15 protein-coding genes and 1 pseudogene are annotated in these 21,150 nt (G+C 69.9%); 6 read left to right on the forward strand and 10 right to left on the reverse strand.

Going from position 1 to position 21,150, the window contains the following annotated elements; translation table 11 throughout:
* The first annotated feature begins 35 nt into the window (after positions 1 to 35).
* From IF46_RS0108975 to IF46_RS0108985, 3 genes are all read left to right on the forward strand, one after another.
* Positions 36 to 1,112: an SMP-30/gluconolactonase/LRE family protein gene (locus IF46_RS0108975; RefSeq protein ID WP_030487830.1), complete on the forward strand. Its 1,077-nt coding sequence runs from the start codon at positions 36 to 38 to the stop codon at positions 1,110 to 1,112.
* 129 nt (positions 1,113 to 1,241) lie between these two features.
* Positions 1,242 to 2,093, forward strand: coding sequence for an SDR family oxidoreductase (locus IF46_RS0108980; protein WP_030487831.1), 852 nt, complete (start codon positions 1,242 to 1,244; stop codon positions 2,091 to 2,093).
* A 115-nt stretch (positions 2,094 to 2,208) separates the two neighbouring features.
* Complete coding sequence (locus tag IF46_RS0108985; RefSeq protein WP_084597833.1) at positions 2,209 to 3,207, forward strand: oxygenase MpaB family protein; 999 nt, start codon at positions 2,209 to 2,211, stop codon at positions 3,205 to 3,207.
* Here IF46_RS0108985 and IF46_RS34710 read toward each other — a convergent pair.
* Positions 3,115 to 3,441: pseudogene (locus IF46_RS34710) on the reverse strand (DUF5980 family protein); the annotation flags it as partial. The gene IF46_RS0108985 and the pseudogene IF46_RS34710 overlap by 93 nt on opposite strands.
* Before the next feature lie 239 nt (positions 3,442 to 3,680).
* On the opposite strand from IF46_RS34710, the gene IF46_RS0108995 reads away from it, so the two are divergent.
* Positions 3,681 to 4,811 carry a MinD/ParA family ATP-binding protein gene (locus tag IF46_RS0108995; RefSeq protein WP_232233977.1) on the forward strand — a complete coding sequence of 377 codons (1,131 nt, stop codon included), beginning with the start codon at positions 3,681 to 3,683 and terminating at the stop codon, positions 4,809 to 4,811.
* On the opposite strand, the gene IF46_RS34715 is transcribed toward IF46_RS0108995, so the two are convergent.
* From IF46_RS34715 to IF46_RS0109045, 9 genes are all read right to left on the reverse strand, one after another.
* The gene (locus tag IF46_RS34715; protein ID WP_198041394.1) at positions 4,777 to 6,894 is read right to left on the reverse strand and encodes a hypothetical protein; all 2,118 of its coding nucleotides are present in this window, start codon (positions 6,892 to 6,894) and stop codon (positions 4,777 to 4,779) included. The genes IF46_RS0108995 and IF46_RS34715 overlap by 35 nt on opposite strands.
* A 56-nt stretch (positions 6,895 to 6,950) precedes the next feature.
* The gene (locus IF46_RS0109005) at positions 6,951 to 7,172 is read right to left on the reverse strand and encodes a hypothetical protein (protein WP_030487835.1); all 222 of its coding nucleotides are present in this window, start codon (positions 7,170 to 7,172) and stop codon (positions 6,951 to 6,953) included.
* A gap of 136 nt (positions 7,173 to 7,308) precedes the next feature.
* A complete protein-coding gene (locus IF46_RS0109010) occupies positions 7,309 to 7,887 on the reverse strand; it encodes a sigma-70 family RNA polymerase sigma factor (RefSeq protein WP_232233978.1) in 579 nt (192 codons plus the stop codon).
* Between the two features lie 175 nt (positions 7,888 to 8,062).
* Complete coding sequence (locus tag IF46_RS0109015; protein WP_051723772.1) at positions 8,063 to 11,311, reverse strand: right-handed parallel beta-helix repeat-containing protein; 3,249 nt, start codon at positions 11,309 to 11,311, stop codon at positions 8,063 to 8,065.
* 5 nt (positions 11,312 to 11,316) lie between these two features.
* Positions 11,317 to 13,884 (reverse strand): hypothetical protein, encoded by a 2,568-nt coding sequence (locus IF46_RS0109020; protein ID WP_030487838.1) that lies wholly within the window; start codon positions 13,882 to 13,884, stop codon positions 11,317 to 11,319.
* Positions 13,885 to 14,157: 273 nt separating this feature from the next.
* Complete coding sequence (locus tag IF46_RS0109030) at positions 14,158 to 15,318, reverse strand: hypothetical protein (protein WP_157562767.1); 1,161 nt, start codon at positions 15,316 to 15,318, stop codon at positions 14,158 to 14,160.
* A 136-nt stretch (positions 15,319 to 15,454) separates the two neighbouring features.
* Entirely contained in the window at positions 15,455 to 16,603 is a 1,149-nt protein-coding gene (locus IF46_RS0109035; RefSeq protein WP_030487840.1) for an ABC transporter ATP-binding protein, read from the reverse strand.
* Positions 16,600 to 18,342 carry an ABC transporter permease gene (locus IF46_RS0109040; RefSeq protein ID WP_051723774.1) on the reverse strand — a complete coding sequence of 581 codons (1,743 nt, stop codon included), beginning with the start codon at positions 18,340 to 18,342 and terminating at the stop codon, positions 16,600 to 16,602. The genes IF46_RS0109035 and IF46_RS0109040 overlap by 4 nt, the downstream gene beginning before the upstream one ends.
* Positions 18,339 to 19,406 carry an ABC transporter substrate-binding protein gene (locus IF46_RS0109045; RefSeq protein WP_198041396.1) on the reverse strand — a complete coding sequence of 356 codons (1,068 nt, stop codon included), beginning with the start codon at positions 19,404 to 19,406 and terminating at the stop codon, positions 18,339 to 18,341. Before IF46_RS0109045 ends, IF46_RS0109040 begins: the two co-directional genes overlap by 4 nt.
* Positions 19,407 to 19,690: 284 nt before the next feature.
* On the opposite strand from IF46_RS0109045, the gene IF46_RS0109050 reads away from it, so the two are divergent.
* Both IF46_RS0109050 and IF46_RS0109055 read left to right on the forward strand, forming a co-directional pair.
* Entirely contained in the window at positions 19,691 to 20,401 is a 711-nt protein-coding gene (locus tag IF46_RS0109050; protein WP_157562770.1) for a sensor histidine kinase, read from the forward strand.
* The gene (locus IF46_RS0109055) at positions 20,398 to 21,096 is read left to right on the forward strand and encodes a response regulator transcription factor (RefSeq protein WP_030487844.1); all 699 of its coding nucleotides are present in this window, start codon (positions 20,398 to 20,400) and stop codon (positions 21,094 to 21,096) included. The genes IF46_RS0109050 and IF46_RS0109055 overlap by 4 nt, the downstream gene beginning before the upstream one ends.
* Positions 21,097 to 21,150 lie beyond the last annotated feature (54 nt).

The raw sequence follows: 21,150 nt of genomic DNA on the forward strand, positions 1-21,150 counted from the left end.
GCGTTCGCAGCCACCGACGCCGATTGGAGCATTCGATGAACTGGCGTCCAACCACTGCCGCGCTGGCCGGTCTGTGCCTCGCGGTCAGCGCCGCGGCACTCCCCAGCGGTGCCGCCGCCGCCCCCTCCGGCACTGTCGATGTTAGCGCTCACGGTTCGGCCGCCGCAGCCGGTGCGGCGCTCGCCGGTCCGCCCGGCGCCCCGGCCGGGGTCTGCCCGACGGGAGTCAGTTATGGCTCACCGCTGCCGGCCACTTCCGTGACGGCCACGAAGATTCGGAGCGGATTCACCTTCCTCGAAGGGCCGGTCTGGGTCGCCGACGGCGGCTATCTGCTCTTCTCTGACATGGCCGCCGGCACTGGGCCGTACAACGTCCAGCCGTCGACGATCCGCCGGTTCACCCCGCCGTCGACCTTCGACACGTTCATCGCCAACTCCGGCAGTAACGGCCTGGCGCTCAGCGCCGACGGTCAGCAGCTCGTCGCCGCCACCCACGACCAGCGAAACGTGTCCGCGTACCGGCTGAGCGACCGGTCCCGCAGCACCGTCGCGGCGAACTACCAGGGCCGCGCGTTCAACTCGCCCAACGACGTCGCGGTCCGCTCGGATGGCGTCGTCTACTTCACCGACCCGAACTTCCAGCGCGGCAACCGCCCGGATCAGATGAACGGGCGGACCAGCGTCTTCCGCGTCTCCGGCGGCCAGGTGTCGCTTGTCGACGACCGTCTGCGCCAGCCCAACGGCATCTCGCTCTCGCCGGACGGGACCGCGCTGTACGTGGGCGCCTACTCCGAGAACAAGATCTACAAGTACGTGGTCCAGCCCGACGGCAGCATCGGCGCCCGCAGCGTCTTCGTGAACTACATCGGCGGCCCGGACGGCGGCACGATCGACTGCGCCGGCAACGTGTACTGGACGTCGGGCTCGGACGCTCAGGTGCATGTCTACTCCCCCGCGGGCACCCAGCTCGGCACGATCCGGCCCGGCAATTCCGGCACGACGAACGTGGCGTTCGGCGGCCCCGACCGGCAGACCCTCTACGTCACGTCGGGTCCGTGGGGCGACTCTGGGCTGTACAGCGTGCGGCTCAACATTCCTGGATATCCCTACTGACCGAGCCGTTGGCTATCCGGCGGTCGGCGTACGGGGTGCTACCGTTGCCGCCGGCGAGGTGAAGCGTCGGAACGCCTCGTTGCCGACAAGGCCCGTTGACGCGTGATCATTACGTGTCTGGAGCCTGTCATGGCCAATCTCGCCAGCAAGTCGACCCTTGTCATGGGTGCCCGCGGAAGCGTCGGAAGATACGTCCTCGACGAGCTGATCGTCCGGGGTGTCCCGGTTCGCGCATCCGCCCGCCGCCCAGAGCCGGGCCACTTTCCCGACGGCGTCGACGTGTACGCCGCTGATCTGACCGATCCGGCCAGCCTCGTTCCCGCCTTCGACGGTGTCGAGCAGGTGTTCCTCTACGCCAACCACCGGGGCGTACGGGATGTCGTCAGGGCTGCCGGGTCTGCCGGCGTACGTCGGATCGTGCTGATGTCCTCGGGCAGCGTCATCCACCCGACCTCGAAGGGCAACCCGATCACGGAGGAGCACCGGGAGGTCGAGGAGGCTTTCGCGGCCGCTCCCGACCTGACCGTCACACCGATCCGGCCCCTGGTGCTCGCCACGAACACGCTCGGCTGGGCGTACCCGATCAAGGCGAGCGGCGCGGTGCCGCTCTACCAGCCGGACGCGCTGACCGCGCCGATCCACGAGCGGGACGTCGCCGCCGTCGCCGTCGCCGCCCTCACCGGCGACGACGACACCGCCGGGCTGCTCACCGGGCCCGCACGGATCACCCAGCGGGAGCAGGTCGCCGCGATCGGCGCGGCGATCGGTAGGGACCTGACCGTCACCGCCCTCACCCGTGGTGACGCCCTCGCGCGGTTCTCCCGCTTCATGCCCGCCGAGGAAGCCGCAGCGGTGGTGCGCTTCCTCGATGACGCCGCGGCCGGAAACTCACCCGCTACCGACACCGTCGCGCAGATCCTCGGCCGGCCCGCAATCCGCTTCGACGTCTGGGCCACCGACCACGCCACCGACTTCGCCTGACACCACCGGAGCCGGGGCAGATCAGGCTGCGGTCGAGGCCGCAGACCTGGCCTGCGGAGGTGGTTGCGCATACCCTCGCCGCGAGCCGCGAATTCAGAACTGGAGACGCCCGCCGATGAGAGGCCGCTACGAGAACCTGTCCCGGACCCGCGCCTTGGACCCGGAGCGCGACTATCTGGCCATCTATCAGACCATGCTGCGCTACGAGTTTCCGTGGGACATGAAGCTCGGGCTCAACCTCGCGTTCAACAGGTCCTTCTCGATCCCGGGCATCGCCGCCGTGCACACCGCCACCGGCGAGCTGACCGAACGCACCCAGAAGCGCATCGACGACACCGGCCTACTGATGTACGAGATGGTGCTCAACGGCTTCGAGCAGCCGCGTGGCCGCGACGCGTTGCGGCGCGTCAATCAGATCCACCGCCGGTACGACATCAGCAACGACGACTTCCGCTACGTCCTTGGCTGCCTGGTCGTGATCCCCACCCGGTGGTTGCAGGAGTACGGCTGGCGCCCGCCCTGCTGTCACGAACGGCAGGCCACGTACCTGTTCTACCGGGAGTTGGGCCGGCGGATGGGCATCACGGACATCCCCGGGTCGTACGACGATTTCGAGACCTGGTTCACCGCCCACGACGAGGCGCACCTGCGGCCCAACGACGATGCGGCGACCATCGAGCGGGCCACCCGCACGTTGATGCTCACCCGGATCCCCCGGCAGCTCGCACCGCTGGGAGACGCGCTGGTCAGCGCCCTCTACGACGCGCCGCTGCGGCACGCGATGCGAGTCGACACGCCGCCGTGGCCGGTCCGGGCCGGGTTACGTGTGGCGCTGAAGGCGCGCTCGCGGCTGCAACGGTGGTTCGGCGCGCCACGGGCCACGGCGTTGTTCGCCGATGGGATCAAAACCAAGAGCTACCCCGACGGGTACGAGGTCAGCCAGCTCGGCCCGCACCCGCTAACAACGCGACTGGACGTCGAGGACGACCGGGACGCTCTGCGTGACGGCACCGTCGGTGGCCCAGAGTTGGGGGACGTACCGGCTGGGCGCGACGCCGCTCAGGCGGAACGCGGCCAAGATCTGAACGACGTGACCGTCCCCGGAGCCGGGTAGAGCGGTCAGCGGGCTGTACACCTCGACGCCGGCGGGCATGCCGGTGTAGCCGACGGTGATCGACGTCGACCACGTCCCGTCGAGGACGACGAAGAAGTACAGGGCGCGCGGGTCGTCGGGGGTGGCGCAGAGCCGTTGTGGCAGGTCGACGAGCGTCCAGGTCGACGGGGTGTGGGTGGTCGTCGTGGCCGGTGCCGCCGAGACTGGCGTGCTGCCGACGAGCGCGAGCAGCATCGTCGCCACCGTGGCGGCAGCGATCCGTAGTGCCGTGCGAGAGAACTTCACCGTCGACTCCTCACCTCTGCCGGCAGGCTAGCCCGGCCGATCTGCCGCTGACCAGAGCGACCGAGGCGTTTCCGAGGTTTCTGAAACGCGCTTGACATCGACACTTGTCTTTGTGTCGGTATCGGTGAACCGTCCTACCGTGCGCCACGTCGTGCTGGGTGAACGGCACCCACCCAGGAAGGACGACGATGCGACCCCGGTCCCAGTCGAGCCTCGGCGAACCCGACGGCGCGCCCACCACGCAGCCGACCAACGCCGAGCCTCGAACCACACCGCCCGGGACCGCACCGGACGGCACCCGTACCGAGGCGCCTCGTTCGGCCTGGCAGCTGCCCAGCCAGCCACCGGCCGCCGCGAACGCAGCCCCCACGACCACGCCCGCCGCGCCGAGTGGCGGGCCGGCGGCAACTGTCGCTGGGCCGTCCACGGCCCAATGGGGCTGGCGGGGGCGGGCGAACCGGTTCAGCGGTGGAGCCCTGTCACTGCCACCGGCACGGGAGGAGTTGGTGCACCGAGCAGCGCGCCGGCGCCTGCTGGTTCCGTTCAGTCGGACCATGTCGGTCGTCGTGGCGAACCCCAAGGGCGGCGCGGCGAAGACCCCCACGGCCCTGTTGGCAGCGGCGACCTTCGGCTTTCACCGGGGTGGCTACACGCTGGCGTGGGACAACAACGAGACCCGGGGCACCCTCGGTATGCGCGCCGAGCCGGCCGCGCACCAGCAGACCGTGATCGACCTGCTGCACCGCATCGACGAATTCCTCGCCAGCACGGGGAGCGTCGGCCAACTCGCCGCCTTCCTCCGACCGCAGAGCGCCCGCTTCGACGTGCTGGCCTCCGATGACGCCGCTGGCAGCATGGAGATCATCGACGACGAGGCATTCGGGAAGCTGTGGAGAGCGTTGAGTCGGTTCTACCGGCTGATCGTCGTCGACACCGGTAACAACGTCCGGGCGGCGAACTGGCGCTCGGCGACGGCCGTGGCCGACTGCCTCGTCGTACCGACCACGGTGCAGCGCGATGTGGCCGACAGCGGGCTGTGGATGCTGGACCACCTGGTCCGCACCGGGCGTGCCGACCTGGTGCAGAACGCCGTCGCGGTCGTCTCGTGCGCAGACCCGAAGCCGGATCCTGAGCTGCTCACGGAGATCGTCGAGCGCTACCGGGAGGTCGTCCGCGACGTGGCAGTCATCCCCTACGACGGGCTCATCCGCGCCGGCGGGCGCATCGAGTACGACCAACTCGCGGTGGAGACACGTCGGGCCTGGTTGATGGCGTGCAGCTCGATCATCGACTCGCTCGCTCTCGGGGACCAGGACTGACCGGCCAGCGTTCGGAGGACGGCGCACGGCGAACGGCCTCGACGAAGCGGCGCAACGCCATCCGCGCGACCCGGTCGAGCCTCTCGTCGTCCGCGTCTGTGCTCGTCGCCTCCCTGGCCAGGACCAGCGCCGGCCCGCCAGTATCGGCCTGCTCGACCCCGAGCACCTTGAACCCACTGCCCGCCACGAACCACCGCCCGTCGTGGCTCCCGGCGAGCCGATTGCGACTCGACCAGATCGTCAGGACCGGCCCGAACCCGGGCGAGTCGACGACGTATGGCGCGGATGCCGCCGCCAACCCCTCAGGCGCGACCAATAGCTGGCCCGGCGACCAGCGGTCCTGGTCGCCCGGACGGCCGGCGGCGACGCACACGCCGCATCGATCCCGGCTAGGCACCCCATCAGCTGGTGGTCCGAGCGGGAGTTCCCGCGCGACTCCGACCGGTACGAGCGGCAGCGGTGGCCCGCTCGGCGTTGCCGGTACCGGCCGCTCGATCGGCGTCAGCATCGTCTGGGTGAGCCGTGTCACCACCGGCTCAGTCATCACCACCGCCGGCGCCGGCGCTGGTTCCGGCTCCGGTTCCGGCTCCGGCTCCGGTTCCGGTTCCGGTTCCGGCTCCGGCTCCGGCACTGGTTCCGGTTCCGGTTCCGGCTCCGGCACTGGTTCCGGTTCCGGCGCTGGTTCCGGTTCCGGCGCTGGCTCTGGCTCTGGCTCTGGCACTGGCTCCGGCTCTGGCACTGGCTCCGGCTCTGGCTCCGACCGCGACACGAACTCCGACACCGGCACCTCGGGGACTGGCTCCGGTGTGGTGGCCGGCGTCGCGTGGGGCAGTTCGATCAGGTGGCCTGGACCGACCACGGCCAGCAGCGGGCCGTACCGCGCGGCCACCGCGGCCCACGGTGACGCGTCGGGCTCGTCCGGCACCCGCGTCACAGCCACCCGCAGCAGCGGGGCGACATCGGTCGGCAGCTCGGCGGCCAGCGTGTCCAGCACGGCCAACACCGGGGCGGGTTCCGTGACCGCGGCGGTGCCGAGCACGAGCATCGGGTTACGCAGATCGACCGGCAGCCGCCGGACGAGGTCCTGCTCGGGATCCGTGCCGTCCTGTCGCAGCCACAGACCGCAACGGATCGCCTCGATCACCCAACCCTCGTCCACGCGCTGGATGCCGTTGATCATCTGCACGTCCGGGAGCGTCGGTCTGCCCTTCAACACCGATGGCGCGGCGCCGGCGCGGTAGACCAGTCGCGGCACGAACGAGGGCCATACCTCGCGTTGGGGACGGGCCTCGTCGGTGGCCTCGCCCACGGCAGGGCTGGGCAACATTCCGCTCGTCACCTCGACGGTCACGCCGGTGCGAGTGGCGAGCCACTCGGCGACCGTGTGGGCCGTGCCCTCGTGCGCCTCGTGTGGTGTGAGGATCAGTCGGCGGCGCAGCGGTCGGGGCAGCGACACCAGGAGCGCGTGGACCGATTCGGGAGTCATCGCGGGACGGCCCGGCTGGCCGATCACGACGGTGACCCGCTCGCTGTCGACCGGCAGGGCGGTTACCGCAGGGTCGATCTCCGGCATCGTCGTGTCAGCGTCGTGCAGCCACAGCCCGGCCGGCACCTCGGTCACACCCAGGTCGAATGCTCGGTGTCGCCAGTCGACAGGAAGTGCGCGCTGCCAGTCCGGGGCGGGGTGCCGGCTCCCCTGGCTCTCGGCCTGCTCTCCCGGTCGGAATCGGTGCCACTGCCCGTTGACGACGAAGAGCATCCCCGTGGGCAGGAGCATGACCGGCCCGGCCGGTGCCAGCACCTCCAGCCGCAGCTGGTCGGCGAGGACCTGCGCGACAGTCGGTTGGCCCGCGTCGGAGAGGACCAGCCGGATGGACTCGCATCGCACCGGCAGATGCCGGGCGAGCAACTCACTCAGGGCGGGCAACTCCACGGGCGGGTCAGCCGCCACGACGACGGTGTGCCGATCACGTTCGCGGGGCAGGCTCGCCGGGGTGACCTCCGGTGGCAACCCGGCACCGCGGACGATGAGAGTGACCCGGTCGTACCCGTACACCCGCAAACGATCAATTGGTGCACGCATCCGGACATCCTCACGCATCTCGGAGCTGAAGACCAGTGGGGCTGGTGGCTTCCAGGTCAGAGAGGCTCCGGATGCGGGTGCATGTCCTCGACGTCGGCGGGCGAGAGGCCGATCATGGCGCTGACGATCGGGCCCAGCGTCTCACACTCGTCCTGGCAGTCGCAGCAGTCGGTGAGGTGCGCTTCGAAGGCGACCACAGCATCCGGGCTGAGAGCACCCAGCAGGTACAGCCCACAGTCATGGCACGCACTGCGGGAGCCCTCGCCGTTGTTGGTCATCAGCGCGCTAGATCTCCTCGGTGACCTGGGCTGTTTGGGAAAGACACAGCCCAGGGTATGCCAGGACAGGCCCATACTGTAGGCCGTGCTCGTCGTGCCGGTCGCCCGGACACGGCACTCGGGCGTAACGCCCGGATCACTCCCCGTCGGTCCGTCCGATTGCTGCCCGCAACGCCTGCAACGCGTAGTGCGCCCGCGACTTCACCGTTCCCTCCGGGATGCCCAGCCGGGCCGCCGCCTCGTCGGTTGAGCGACCGAAGAAGTACAGCTCGATCAGCACAGAACGGTGCGCGGCACTCAACTTCGGCAACGCGCTGCGGACCGTCTGCGCCGTCACCACATCCTCGGTCACGTCGATCGCGCCAGCGAACCAGGCCAGGTCGGTCACCCCGATCTCGGCCGGTCGTGCCTGACGAGCGCGGGCGGCGTCGATGGCAATGCGCCGGGCCACGATGAAGAGCCACCGGCGGATCGACTCGCGGTTGTTGGGCAACCGGTCGATGTGCCGCCACGCCTGGAGCATCGTCTCCTGGAGCAGGTCCTCCGCAAGCTGCCGGTCACCCCAGGTCAACCGCAGCAGAAACCGGTGGAGCGGCTCGGCATTCCAGGCGTACAGCCGATGCATGCGCACCTGCGGCCTCATGCTGTCCGACGCCCAATCCGCGCCGTCGCCGTCGGCGAACGCCGTGCCGACTTTGCTGGCCAGCTCGAACAAGAGCAGCCTCCCAACCCGTAGCCATCAGATCCTGCGTCGAGCCCCCAACGACTACCGAACGGCGGTCTCGCTGCGAAGGCCCGGTGCAGCATAAGGGCGGGTTGGTGCCCATCAGCCCAAACTTTTACGAAACTATTACAAATGCTGGGCGCATCACCAGAACGTCGAGGCATGTTCATGCCCGTGTCACGTCCTCGACGAGCAGCGTTCGCAACTGCTCCACATCAGGGTTACGTAGGGTACGGATCCGGCCCGCCTGGCGGGTGATCGCCTCATCGAGCACCTGCCGCGCGTAGCGGCCGTTGCCGAAGGAGCGGGTTCGCGGTATGTGCTCGAAGTGCTCACGGAGTGCAACCAAGGTCTGTCCTGGGCACTCGTAGCCACTCGCCGAGGCGAGGTTCTGGAAGATGGCCACCAGGTCGTTCGCGTCGTAGTTGGCGAAGTGGATCCGACGCGAGAAGCGAGACGCCAAGCCGGCGTTGGTGGCGAGGAACTCCTCGATCTCGTCCTCGTACCCGGCGGCGATGACCACTACCTCGTCTCGGTGGTCCTCCATCAGCTTGACCAGGGTGTCGATCGCCTCGCGGCCGAAGTCCTGACGGGCGTCCGGCGGCGCCAGCGTGTACGCCTCGTCGATGAAGAGCACGCCACCCCTGGCCCGGTCGAACGCCTCCCGGGTCCGTTGCGCGGTATGACCGATGTACTCCCCCACCAGATCCGCTCGGGCCACCTCCACCATCTGACCCCCGGCGAGCACACCCAACGCGGTCAGCAGCTCACCGTAGAGTCGGGCCACCGTGGTCTTACCCGTGCCCGGCGGACCGGAGAAGACCAGGTGCCGGGAGACCGACGGTGCTGGCAGCCCGGCCTGGACCCGGGTGCGGATGGTGGCGAGCAGGTCGATCATCTCGGCCACCTCGCGCTTCACATCCGCCAGACCGATCATGTTGTTGAGGCGGGCGAGCAGGTGGTTGAGGTTCTCGTCATGCGCCTCCCCGGCGTGCACCCCGGGGGTCGCCTGCGCGCCGAGGTCCTGTGGCAGCAGCTGTGCCAGTTCGACACCGGAGGTGTCGCCGGCCTGGGAGAGCCGGTACGCCTGACGCCCGACCATCTCCTCGAACACCTTGCGGGCCACCCGGGCGTTGCCGAAGTTCACGTCCCGTTCCATGTCGTCGAAGAGGCTCGCCAACGCCAACCTGGTGTCGTACTCCAGGGAGTAGTGGTGCGTGCTGCAGAGCCGCTCGACGATGGTCACCAGCTCGCCGGTCGAGTAGCTCTCGAACTCGACGTTCCTGGAGAAACGGGAGGCCAGGCCGGGGTTGGCAGCCAGGAAGGTGCGCATCTGCGCCGAGTAGCCGGCGACGATGACCACCACCTCCTCCCGGTGGTCCTCCATCAACTTGACCAGCGTGTCGACCGCCTCCCGGCCGAAGTCGTGACCGCTGCCACCCTTGACCGGGGCGAGGGTGTACGCCTCGTCGACGAAGAGCACCCCGCCGAGTGCCTCGTTGAACTTCTCGGTGGTCTTCACCGCGGTACCGCCGATGTGCTCGGCCACCAGGTCGGCCCGGGAGACCTCGACGAGTTGACCGGAGCGCAGCACGCCGAGTCCGGCAAGGATCCGCCCGTACAGCCGTGCCACAGTGGTCTTTCCGGTGCCGGGCGCACCGGCGAAGACGAGGTGCCGGGACATCGGCGGCGCGGGCAGCCCGGCGGCCGCCCTACGCTGGCTGATCTGGTGCAGCCCGACCAGCGTCGCCACCTCGTGCTTCACCCCGGCGAGCCCGACGAGGGCGTCCAGTTCGGCGAGCAGCGCAGTGGTCTGGTCCGGCTTGCCGCCGGAGTCGGCGCTGGCCGACGCCACAGCGGGTCGGAGCGGCTCGTCGAGGGTTGGCGCCGGACCGGCGGGCCGAGTGCTGCCCGGGGTGCTCGGGCGGACCCCGTCACCGCCGTTGCCGACCATCGTGGTCGACTGGACCTCGACCGGCTCGGCCGTCTCCCGGAGCAGGCCACCACCCGCGTTCTCGATCAGCTCACACCCGGTCAACCGCCCGGCGGCGCTGCCGACGAACCGCACGCCCGGCCCACCGCTGTGGTGCACGCGCGTGCCGAGCAGGGTCAGGTTCGCGTCCTTCTGCGCCAGAACTCCGACGGTGCGGGAGCTACCCACATCCGACCCGGTGACCGTCGCAGTGCCGTTGACCAGTAGCCCGACCCCGCAGTTCTGCACCGTGGCCTGATCGGCGTCGAGCGTCGCCTCCGCCTCGACCAGGATTCCGCCGGCCCCGCACCGCTCGATCCGGGCCCGCTCGACCTTGGCCCGCGCCTGGTCGAGCAGGCGTATCCCGTACTCCTGGATGTTGTTGAGCGCGCACTCCTCGAGCCGCGGGGTGGCCGACCCGCCGACCACGATTCCGGTCTGCCCACCACTCACCGTCAGCCCGCGTAGCGTGCCCGTGGCCTCGGCCTGGAACAGCACCGCGCCACCCGGGTTGTTCGTCACCCGGCCGCCCTCGATCAGTGGCGCGGCCGACCCGCTGACCGCGATCGCCGCCGCCTCGGTGCCGGTTATCTCACAGTTGGTGATTGCGCCGGTAGCCTCCTCGAGCACGAGCAGTCCGTGCCCACGCGCGTCGTGCACCTTGCAGCCCCGCAGCACCGGGGCGGCGGTGCCGGACAGGACGACGCCGTGCCCGCCGACCGCGCGGATCTCACAGCTCTCCAGGGTCGGCTGGCCGCTAGTGACGACCACTCCGGTCCCGGTCAGGTCATGCAGTTTGCTGCGCAACACGCGCAGGAACCCGTCCTCGACCACCACGGCCGCGCCGTCGACCGCGGTGATGTCGCAGTCCTCGACCGTGCCCCGCCCGCCCTGGCTACAGTGCACCCCGGCGCCGTGGATGTCGGTAAGCGTGCAGCCGCGCAGCACCGGGTCCGCGCCGCTGGCGATCACCGCTCCGGCGCCGCCGGTCTCCCGGATCGTCGTGGCGCTGATCGTTCCGCCACCGGTGCGTTCGAACAGGAGACCGGCGCCGCTGGGGTTGGTGATCTGGCAGTCCTGAAGTGTTGCGGCGCCTGCGGGCACGTGGACCGCGACGATCCCCTGCCCGGTGATCGTGCACTCGGTCGCGTTCAGCGCTCCCCGCCCGACCTGTAGCGCTGGCAGGTTGGCCGAGCCGCCGCGCACCGAGAGACCCCGTAGCGTCACGTTCCCGCCGCCGACGAAGATGGCCACACCATCGCCGCCGTCGATGGTCACGGTGCCCCGGCCATCCTCGGCCACCAGGGTGACGTCTCCGGCGAGTCGTAGCTGCTCGTGGTATGTGCCCGGCTGGACGACGATCATGGCACCGGGTGCGGCCTGCGCCAGCGCCGCGGTGATGCTCGGCAAGCATCCCGCTTCGGTCTCGGAGACCGACAGCATGTTAGTCACGCTCGTACATCCTCATCAGCCGTGACAGCAGCACCGGCGAGCGCCGGTGCGGGAAAGGGCCGGCCCGCGTCGTCCAGGCCGGGAGCGAAAGGCAGCGGTACGCGGTCGTCAGCGGCCGATTTACCGCCCTGATCGGCGGTGCGCAAGCGATCCAGGATCCGCTCGCTGCCATCGTGCCCACCTCGGTGAGACGACATGAGATCGCGCAGCAGAACCCGGGCCGCACGGTCAGGGGTCGCCTCGTCGACCGCGAGCACCTGGAACCGGCTGCCCGGCGGGAAGATCGCCGCCGCTCGCGCACCGGTGTCCAGACCGTCCAACCGGCGGGCGCTGACCGACCAGATGGCGAACCGCACCCCTTCTTCCGCTCCGGTCCTGGGGGCAAGGTCGACGTCCACGAAGGCAGGCTCGACCAACACGTCGCCAGGCCGGTAGGCGGCGGCCAGGCCCGGGTCGACCAGGCCGTGCTGGAACACCGGGCCCAGGACCGACGGCAGTCGGCGCAGCCCGTACCCGGCGCTGCGGGCCACCAGCAGGAGCCGGTCCAGTTCCGAGTCGGGGCCACCACCGCGCAGGACCTGGTTCACCAGCGCACGTTCACCAGCGCAGTACGCCCGGACCGCGACCAGCCCGGCGGCGAGTTCCCTGGACGCGCCGGCCGCAGCCCGGAGGCCGGGCGACTGTGCCAGGGTCCGGGCCACCACCCGGGCATGCGCGTCGTACCGACCGTCGAGCGCTTGGCGCAGCGCCGCCGGGTTGGCGACCACCTCCTGACCATCGACGTCGACCAGCCAGCGAGGCGGCGGCCCGGACGGCGTCTCGGGCAGCGGAGCGTGCTCGGCAACGCTCGTGTCCCCGGCCGGGCCTTCCCATTGGCTCGACAGAGTCGACGCGGTGTCGGCCGATGGTGGTGCCGCGAGCGTGCTGTGCACGGCGACGGCGTCCAGGGACATCTCCGGCTGCCAACCGAGGACCGAGACCATCAGCTCGTCGGGTTGGTCGAGGCCCACAGCAGTCGGCATCACCTCGGCCGCGCTTGCCGCATCCGAGATTCTGGTCGGGCCGGTGTCACCAGTCAGGACGGCGTCTTCTGCGGGCGGCACCAGCAGGGCGGGCCACCGGGCGTGAGCCATCCAGCGGGCGGACTTCAGCAGGGCAACGATCTTCGGGGCGATCGGGGCCGGTACCGCTACCGGTGCCGCTGCGGTTGGCTGAGCCGGGCTGGGACCAGGTCGGCGCTTACGCGCGGACGGTCGGGGCGGTAATACCGGCCCGACCGCGCGGACGGGGCGTGGCCCGCGTGCGGCGCCCGGCTGCCGCCGGCCCCAGAGGGTGAAGGAACCGCTGGTCCACAGCAGCCCGGTGGCGGTCCGGGTGACTGCCCCGTCGGCGACGTACAGCGGTGCCGTGAGCGCGTCGGCCAGGCCACCGAAGAGCAGGTCGGCGGCGGCCCCACGCACCGGTACGCCGGAGGTGACGAGCACCAACGGTCGGCTGTCCCCCGCCCGGCACGCCTCGATCAGTTTCGCTAGCGCCCGAGGCGGCACCGGCCGATCGTTGAGCCGGAACCCGGTCACCTTTACCAGGATCTCCACCACGAAGCCGGCCAGGATCCGACCGTCGCCCAGCGCCGTTTGGCCGAGGAATGACCAGCCAGCCGCGGTGCGTACGCCCGGCATCGTCGCGGGAACGGTCATCGGCGAGCTGTGCCGCACGCGGGGCGTGGGCCGGGCCGGCCACAGAACGCGAGGCGGACGCCGCGCCGGCAGGTCGACGAAGCCGCCGTTGGTGTGCAGGACCACGTGGGGCCAGTGCGGGGTGACCGACAGCAGGCTGGGGTCGTCACCCCGCTCCGCGCGCTGCTCCACCACCTGCGGCAGCGGTGGCCAGGACGGAGGCGGTGCCACGACGACCGGCGAAGGTGAAAGCGGTGCCGGCGCCGCCACGACCGGCGAAGGCGAAAGCGGTGCCGGCGCCGCCACGAGCGCTGGTGCCGCCGCGACCGCCGGTGCCGGGTTGACCTGTGGAGTCGGGTGCGGAGGCCAAGACGGAGGCGACGCCGGGACGACCACTGGCGTCGGCGCGACCGCTGGTGACAGCGGCGCTCCCGCCGGTGACGGAACATCTGGCCACAGCGGTTCGGACCGGACTCCGCCCTCCGGGTCCACCGTCTTCCACGCCACGGGCTGGAGCACGGTGCCCGCCGAGACCATCAACTTGCTCTGCGGGTAGGTGACCTCCTGGCCGATCCACTCGGCCAGGAGCTGCACCTCCCTGCCGGGATCGACGGCGGGGGCGTACGACCCGAGCGGCACCAACCGGACCCCGGTGGCGACACCGCCCAGGTGCTCGGTCAGCGCCTCCACCAACTGGTCGAACAGATCCTGGCGGGCCGTCACCGACGGTGAGCTCAGCACCGCCCGTCGTCCCTGCTGCGCAGGCAGGGCGGCGGCCAGCCTGAGGATCGACGTTCGCGGGTCCACCGCGGTACACAGAGTCAGCGTCTCCCCGACGTGCTCCACGATGAGGGCAGGGGGCAGCGGGTTGACGCTCGTCGAGGACATCGCGGTTCGCACAGCAGTCAGGGCCGCGCCTGCCAGGTGGTCACTCTTGGTCAGCCCTTCGCCGTGCCGGTGCGCCAGAGCCCTCGGCCGCCGATCGTGATGGTCAGGTTGCTGTTGGCCCGCCGGGTCAGGGTGGCCCTGATCCGGCGCAGGGTGGAACCCACGAGCCGGTGTCGATGTCCTCGGTTCGCATCACCGCCGCGTGTGGTCGCCACTTCTCAATCTCCCTCAGCTACCAGGTCGGATGCCCGACAACTAACGCTCATGGTCGGCTCAAAGGTTGTCGCCGGTTTCTTTCCGGTCGGCAGGCGCGTCCGCAGGAAGCTCTGCGGTGCCCTGGGTCGACCTGCCCTCGTCGACCGGCGCATAGAGGACGGAGAGCGCCCGGTGCAGCGCGACCGCGTCGACTTCCGGCGGGAGGTAGTGGCTCGCCCGGATCGCCTCCACCAGGTCGGGATCCGGCGCAAGCCCGTACGTCCGCAGGTAGTAGACGGCGGCATCGGCCCAGATCCAGCGGCCGTCGGTGAAGAACCCGGTCGGCACCACCTCGCCGGCGGCCGGATCGACCACGTCCGGACTAAGGGTCGGAGTGATCAACAGCGGTGTGCCGTCGGCCAGGTATTCCAGAATCTGATCGCGTTCGTCCCCGTCGAGCCGAGGGTGGTCGGACGCGAAACCGGGCCCGCTTTCGGCGTCGAACATGTCGTAGACCCGTGCGACGAGCGGCCGGATCGGCGGGGTCGCGGTCCAGAGCAGGGTGGAGAAGCCGAGCGTGTTGCGCTGGTACGCCGGCAGTTCGTCCGGATCGACGAACACCTCGACCTGCGGGTCCGTCTCGCCGACGGCTTCCAGCGCATCCTGGAGGTGGACGGCCAACGCCGGCACGGCCGCCTCGTCGTCGCTCTGCAGCAGGTAGATCCGACGTGGCGGTGGCCACTGCGCGTCGATGGCGGGGAACCGCCAGGCACGCCACAGCGCGGCCACCGCCACCCCGTCGTTGCGCTGCGCCTCGGCCGCCGCGACCGCCGCCCGGTCGACGTCGTCCGCGGCGCCGGGCCCGTCGTAGGGCACGGTCAGGTCGATGCTGTACGGCACGGCGGAGCCGTGTTCGTCCAGCTCGTCGGGGCTGACCGGGGCAACCCCGTACGGCGGCAGCGGATCGTCATCGGTGCGCTCGATGTCGGCGAGCGCCTCGGTGTCCTCCCCCGCCTCGACCAGGGTCGCGGAGAGCAAGCTCAGGTCACCCTCCGTCATCGGAAGCCGAGCGGCGAGCGCGGAGAAGAGCACCGCCTGGGCGATTTCCACGAACTCACCCTCGGCGAGCCACCGACGCGCGGCGGTGGTCAGTTCGTCCGGGAGGCGTCCGGACATCCGCAGCAGCAGAGCGTGAAAGGCGGCAACCTGGTCGGTGGATGCCTCAACCACCTGTGTCATCGCGTCGCCCTCTCCGTACACCACGTTTTTTGCCTAGACGGTCGGTCCCGTCACCTGACTCGGACGTCCTCACGACGGACAGAAAGTCCGTCCGGTTCAAATCGGTTGCGGCTCCGGTCAGTGACGGTCACACCGCTCAATCCCGCGGCAGCAGGTAGGCACGGTCGGCGTCGAAGGTGAGATCGACAGACGTCCCCTCCGCCAGCGCCTCGCTCGGGTCGCCGCCCTGCTCAGTGGCGGTGATCGTGCCGGCCGCCGTCTCGATCTCGTAGTCGAGGCTCGGGCCGTGGAACGTCGAGCGCAGCACGGTGCCGTTCCCGCTGCTGGTGACCGGCGTGAGGCGGACCGTTTCGGGGCGGATCATCAGGAAGGTGCCGTTCGCCCCGGCGGCGACAGTCGGGTGGGCCGCGACGGTGAGCTGTCGGCCCAGCACCGTGAGAGTGGCCACGCCGTCCTCGATGCGCTCGGGTGCGGCCTCGACGAAGTTGGCGTGACCGATGAAGTCGGCCACGAACACGCTTGTCGGCCGGGTGTAGATCTCCCCCGGGCGGGCCACCTGCTCCACCTTGCCCTTGTTCATCACCACGATCCGGTCCGACATGCTCATCGCCTCGTCCTGGTCGTGCGTGACGTAGATGCTGGTGATGCCGAACATCTTCTGGATCCGGCGGATCTCCGCCCGCATCGCGGTGCGCAGCTTGGCATCGAGGTTCGACAGCGGTTCGTCGAAGAGCAGCACCTTCGGCTGCACCACAAGCGCGCGGGCCAGCGCCACGCGTTGCTGCTGGCCACCGGAGAGCTCGTGCGGGCTGCGCTCCTCCATCCCCACGAGATTCATGCTGGTCACCGCCATCCGCATGGCGGTCGCGATCTCGTCCTTGCTGCGCTGCCCGCGCTGCAACCGCAGGCCGTAGGCGATGTTCTCGGCCACCGTCATGTGCGGGAACAGCGCGTAGCTCTGGAACACCATGGCCATCGGCCGTCGCTGCGGTGGGAGGTGCCCGATGGCCTTGCCGTCGATCAGGATGTCGCCGCCGGTCGCCTGCTCGAACCCGGCCACCATCCGCAGCGTCGTGGTCTTGCCACAGCCGGACGGGCCGAGCAACGTGATGAACTCTCCCGGCAGCACGTCGAGGTCGACCCGGTCGACGGCGGTGACCGTCCCGGTGCGGCCGCGGAACTGCTTGGTGAGGCCATCCAGTCGCAGGTGCCCGGAGCCGCTCTCGGGACGCAGCGCGTCGGCCGGTTCGGTGATTGGCGCTTCGACGTGCGCTGCGGCGGTCATTTCTGCTGCCCTTCGGAGGTGGCGGTGCGGTGCAGCTCGGCACCCGCGCCGACGATGAATCGGATGACCAGGAAGCCCGCCAGCACGATGGCGGTCAGGACGGTGCAGTAGGCGAACGCCACCCCGTACCGGCCGGTGCTGGCGGCGCTCATCACCTGGGAGGTGATGATCTTCGTCTCCGGGGTGACCAGCAGCACGATTGTCGAGACGGAGGTCATGCTCCGGGCGAAGCTGTAGCTCAGCCCGGTCAAGAGGGCGGGACGAATCAGCGGCAAGGTGACCCGACGGAAGGTCTGCAACGCGCTGGCACCCAGGTCGGTGGATGCCTCCTCGATGCTGGGGTGCAGCTGGGTCAACGCGCCGACCGCGGTGCGCTGACCCGCCGGCAGGCTGCGGATCACGTACGCCAGCACGATCGAGACCGCTCCGGCGGCCAGTGCGCTGCCCCCGACGAGGCTGGGGAAGACCAGGAAGTCGCCGATGTAGCGGTCCGGGCGGTAGGCCAGCACGAACCCGATGCCCAGCACCGTGCCGGGAACCGCGACCCCCAGCGTGCCACCCAGGTCCAGCAGCCAGGCGGTACGCCGCAGATGCCGGACCACCAGCCAGGCCACCATCAGGCCGACGACGCCGGCGATCGGGGTGGCGATGGCGGCGAACAGCAGGGTGTCCAGGACCGCCTCGACGCCGGGGCCAGCCACGACCTCGCGCAGGTAGTCGAGCGTGAGCGTGTTGTCCACGCCGAAGACCTTCGTCACCGAGCCGATGATCACGGTGCTGTAGAGGCTGACGATCACCGCGGCGACCAGCAGGGCGAGGCCGTAGATCGGCCAGCGGCTCCACCCGGTGATGAGATGCACGCTGCCGGACGGCCGGCCGGTGATCGTGGTGCGTACCTTGCGGTTGAGCCACCACCGCTGCCCGAAGTACATCGCCAGCGACGGCACCAGCAGGATGACGCAGTAGACCGACGCGCTGGTCAGGTCGTACTCGCCGGTGACGGCGAGGTAGGCGCGGCTGGCCAGCACCGTGTAGTCACCGCCGAGCACCAACGGGTTGGCCAGGTCGGCGATCGCCTCCACGAAGAGCAGCAGGAAGGGGGCGACCAGACCGGGGGCCAGCAACGGCAGGATCACCGTACGCAGGATGCGCCACCGGCTGGCGCCGAGGTTCATCGCCGCCTCCTCCACCGCCGGGTCGAGGCCGCGCAACATGCCGAGCAGCCCCAGGTACGCCACCGGGAAGAGCGACATCGACAGGACGAACACCAGCCCGTCCAAGCCGTAGATGTCGTACTGCAGGCCGAACACGCCGTTGCTGATGACGCCCCGACGCCCGTAGAGCACCACCGTCGCGGTGGCCACCGCGAACGGCGGGCTGACGATCGGCATCATGGCGATGACGTGCAGGATCTTCTTGCCGGGTACGTCGAGACGGGTTTGCACGAAGGCGAAGAGGAAGCCCAATGCCGTGCCGCAGGCCCCGACGAGGGCGCCGAGCACCAGCGTGTTGCGCAGGATGCCGAGGTCCACCGACGAGGTGAAGAACTCCGCGTAGCGCGGCAACGCGTCCGGCGCGAAGGCGGTGGCCAGGACCGCGATGAGCGGGATGGCCGCGCCGATCGCCACCAGCAGTACGCAGACGACGATCAGCAGGCGGATCGCCGGGTCGCCACCCCGCCGGCGGCGAGCGCCGGGCGGGGTAGCGGTTGGGGCACGTTCGGGGAGCAGGAGCGTCATGACTTCGGCGCCTGCGCAACTTCAGCGTCGAAGCGCTTGTTCAACGCGGACTTCGCCTGCCCGGCGACCGTCGCGTCGTAGGTCACCATCTTGATGGTCGGCAGCTTGACCACCTTGTCGGAGACCTTGGCGTCCGGGTTGGTGGGGAACTGGTACGCCTTGACCGTCGGGCCGATCTCCTGGGCCTCCGTGGTCAACGCCCAGTCGACGAACTTCTTGCCGCTGACCGGGTTCCGCGCGCTCTTGACCAGGGCGACGCCGCCGGTCTCGTACCCGGTGCCTTCGGCCGGGAAGCTGACCTGCAGGTCCGGGAAGCCGGCCTCGACGGTCGCGACGCAGTCGTGCGAGAAGATGATCCCGACCGCGACCTCACCCCGGGCGGCCATCTGCGCGGGCGCGGCACCCGACTTGGTGTACTGCAACACGTTCGGGTGCAGCTTGCGCATGTACTCCAGCGCCTTGGCCTGGTCACCGCCGGCGAGCTGGACCTGGGTCCACAGCGCCGTGTAGGCGGTGCCGGAGGTCGACGGGTGTGCCATCCCGACCTCCTTCGCGAGCTTTGGGTTCAGCAGGTCCGCCCACGACTGCGGCACCGCTACGCCGCGCTCGGCCAGGATCTTCTTGTTGCTGCAGAAGCCGAGCGCGCCGACGTAGACGCCGGTCCAGAGACCGGTCGGGTCCTTGTACGTGGCCGGGATGACCGAGGCGTTGGCGGAGACGTACGGCTCGAGCAGGCCCTCACCTCCGGCGGCGGAGTAGCCGTCGGCGGGTCCGCCGTACCAGACGTCGAACTCGGGGCTGCCCTTGCCGGCCTTGATCCGGGCCAGCGCCTCGCCGCTGGAGAGCCGGACGAAGTCGGCCTTGACCCCGGTGGACTTGCTGAACTTCTCGGTGGTCGCCGCGCACCAGTCCTCGGTGGCGCCGCAGACCACGTGCACGACGTTGCCGTCGGTCGCGCTGTTGTCACCACCGGCGTTCTCCTTGGCGCAGGCCGACATGGCCGACGCGGTGAGCATGAGTGTGATCGACAGTGCCGCGAGGCGGCGTGAGCGGATTGATACCACGAGTCGACTCCTAAAAGGTGGTGGAGCGGTTCGATGCGAGCTGAATGTTTCGATCAGATTAGGAGCGCGTGAACCTCCCGACGGTGACGACGTCGTGAGCGCAGGTGACAGCGCTGTCACCAACGGGGCGTCCTGACCTTTCCTCAGGGCTGAGACACTGGCCGCGTGAACCAGGGGCCGGGGCAGTGGTGACGAACGTCTGGTGGGGACTGACCGCGGCGCTGGTGGGCGCCCTCGTTGGCGCGTCCGCCTACGCACTCGCGCTGCACCCACGAGGAGCCCGGATGCGCGCCGAGTTGGCGACCGCGGAGCAGATGGCACAGCGGCGCGCAGATCAGGTCAACGCGCTCAGCCACGAGCTGCGCACACCACTGAGCATGATCAAAGGTGCGGTGGACCTGCTCCGCGAAGGCACGCCCGGTCCGCTGACCCCCGCGCAGGAGAAGTTCCTCCGCCTGGTGGACAACCAGTCGACACAGGTGATCGGCCTGTGCGAGAGCCTGCTCCTGCAGGCGAAGATCGAGGCTGGCCTCTTCACGCCACGCCTGGAGAAGGCCGACGTGGCGGTGGTCGTCCGCGATGTCATCGCCGGCATGCGGTCGCTGTGCGAGCAGCGCGGCCAGCGGATCACGCTGGACACTCCGCAGGTGATGCCGCGCATCCTGGCCGACCCGATGTTGCTGACCCAGGCCATGACCAACCTGCTGTCCAACGCGAGTCGCTTCACCACGACCGGCGGCAGCATCAACGTACGGGTCATGGCGGTGGACTCCGGCGTCGCCGTCTACGTCACCGACGACGGCGCGGGAATGACCCGGGCCGAGCGCGAACGGCTCTTCCAGCGCTTCGCCACGGGTCGGCCACTCGTCGACGGGACCGGCCTGGGGCTGGTTATCACCAAAATCATTGTCGAGCTGCACGGAGGTGAGATTCTCGTGCACACCGCGTCCACCCGCGGCACGACGTTCCTGCTGACCCTCCCGGGGCAACCATGAGCACCGCGCCAAGGCCCACCGTGCTGGTGGTCGACGACGAGCCACAGATGGTGATCATCGTCGAGTTCGCGTTGCAGACCCAGGGCTTCGACGTGCTCACCGCGTCCGACGGTGCCACCGCCCTGCAACTGCTGCGGTCCCACCGGGTCGACCTCGCCATCCTCGACGTCATGATGCCGACCATGAGCGGGTTGACCCTCTGTCAGCTCATCCGGGCCCGCTCGGAGACGCCCGTCCTGCTGCTGAGCGCGCTCGGCCAGCAGCAGGACGTCATCGCCGGGTTGGAGCACGGCGCCGACGACTACGTCGTCAAACCGTTCCACCCGCGCGAGGTGGCGCTGCGCGCGCAGGCGCTGATCCGCCGACGACGCGACCACCCGGGCGTGATCCGGGTCGGCGAACTCGTCATCGACCCCGCCACCCAGAGCGTGACGCTCCACCAGCAGCGAATCGACCTGCCCTTCACCGAGTTCAAACTCCTGACCCACCTGGCGAGCCGGCCCGGCACACCGCAGTCCTGGCAGGACCTGCTCCGAACGGTCTGGGGGACGCCCGACATGCTCGGCGGCCGCGACGTGGTGAAGTCGACGGTCTACCGGCTGCGCTCCCGGCTGGCCGCGCTGCCCGGCGGCGCCAACTACCTCTGCACGCTGCGCGGCGTCGGCTACTTCGTGCCGGAAGTCCCCTCCCCCTAGGTTCTGTCTCGTAGATCTCGGTGGTCGAGGACGACGCGTAGCCGGTCAGTACAA

The organism is Micromonospora chokoriensis, assembly GCF_000718555.1.
GTDB classification, from domain to species: Bacteria; Actinomycetota; Actinomycetes; order Mycobacteriales; family Micromonosporaceae; genus Micromonospora; species Micromonospora chokoriensis_B.

What these genes read in the sequence shown, in the direction of transcription:
- IF46_RS0109035 (WP_030487840.1), bottom strand. Translation starts at nt 16,603, where the DNA reads ATGACCGCCGCAGCGCACGTCGAAGCGCCAATCACCGAACCGGCCGAC.
- IF46_RS34715 (WP_198041394.1), bottom strand. Translation starts at nt 6,894, where the DNA reads ATGCGTGCACCAATTGATCGTTTGCGGGTGTACGGGTACGACCGGGTC.
- IF46_RS0109040 (WP_051723774.1), bottom strand. Translation starts at nt 18,342, where the DNA reads ATGACGCTCCTGCTCCCCGAACGTGCCCCAACCGCTACCCCGCCCGGC.
- IF46_RS0109005 (WP_030487835.1), bottom strand. Translation starts at nt 7,172, where the DNA reads ATGACCAACAACGGCGAGGGCTCCCGCAGTGCGTGCCATGACTGTGGG.
- IF46_RS0109020 (WP_030487838.1), bottom strand. Translation starts at nt 13,884, where the DNA reads ATGTCCTCGACGAGCGTCAACCCGCTGCCCCCTGCCCTCATCGTGGAG.
- IF46_RS0109015 (WP_051723772.1), bottom strand. Translation starts at nt 11,311, where the DNA reads ATGCTGTCGGTCTCCGAGACCGAAGCGGGATGCTTGCCGAGCATCACC.
- IF46_RS0108975 (WP_030487830.1), top strand. Translation starts at nt 36, where the DNA reads ATGAACTGGCGTCCAACCACTGCCGCGCTGGCCGGTCTGTGCCTCGCG.
- IF46_RS0108985 (WP_084597833.1), top strand. Translation starts at nt 2,209, where the DNA reads ATGAGAGGCCGCTACGAGAACCTGTCCCGGACCCGCGCCTTGGACCCG.
- IF46_RS0108980 (WP_030487831.1), top strand. Translation starts at nt 1,242, where the DNA reads ATGGCCAATCTCGCCAGCAAGTCGACCCTTGTCATGGGTGCCCGCGGA.
- IF46_RS0108995 (WP_232233977.1), top strand. Translation starts at nt 3,681, where the DNA reads ATGCGACCCCGGTCCCAGTCGAGCCTCGGCGAACCCGACGGCGCGCCC.
- IF46_RS0109050 (WP_157562770.1), top strand. Translation starts at nt 19,691, where the DNA reads ATGCGCGCCGAGTTGGCGACCGCGGAGCAGATGGCACAGCGGCGCGCA.
- IF46_RS0109055 (WP_030487844.1), top strand. Translation starts at nt 20,398, where the DNA reads ATGAGCACCGCGCCAAGGCCCACCGTGCTGGTGGTCGACGACGAGCCA.
- IF46_RS0109030 (WP_157562767.1), bottom strand. Translation starts at nt 15,318, where the DNA reads ATGACACAGGTGGTTGAGGCATCCACCGACCAGGTTGCCGCCTTTCAC.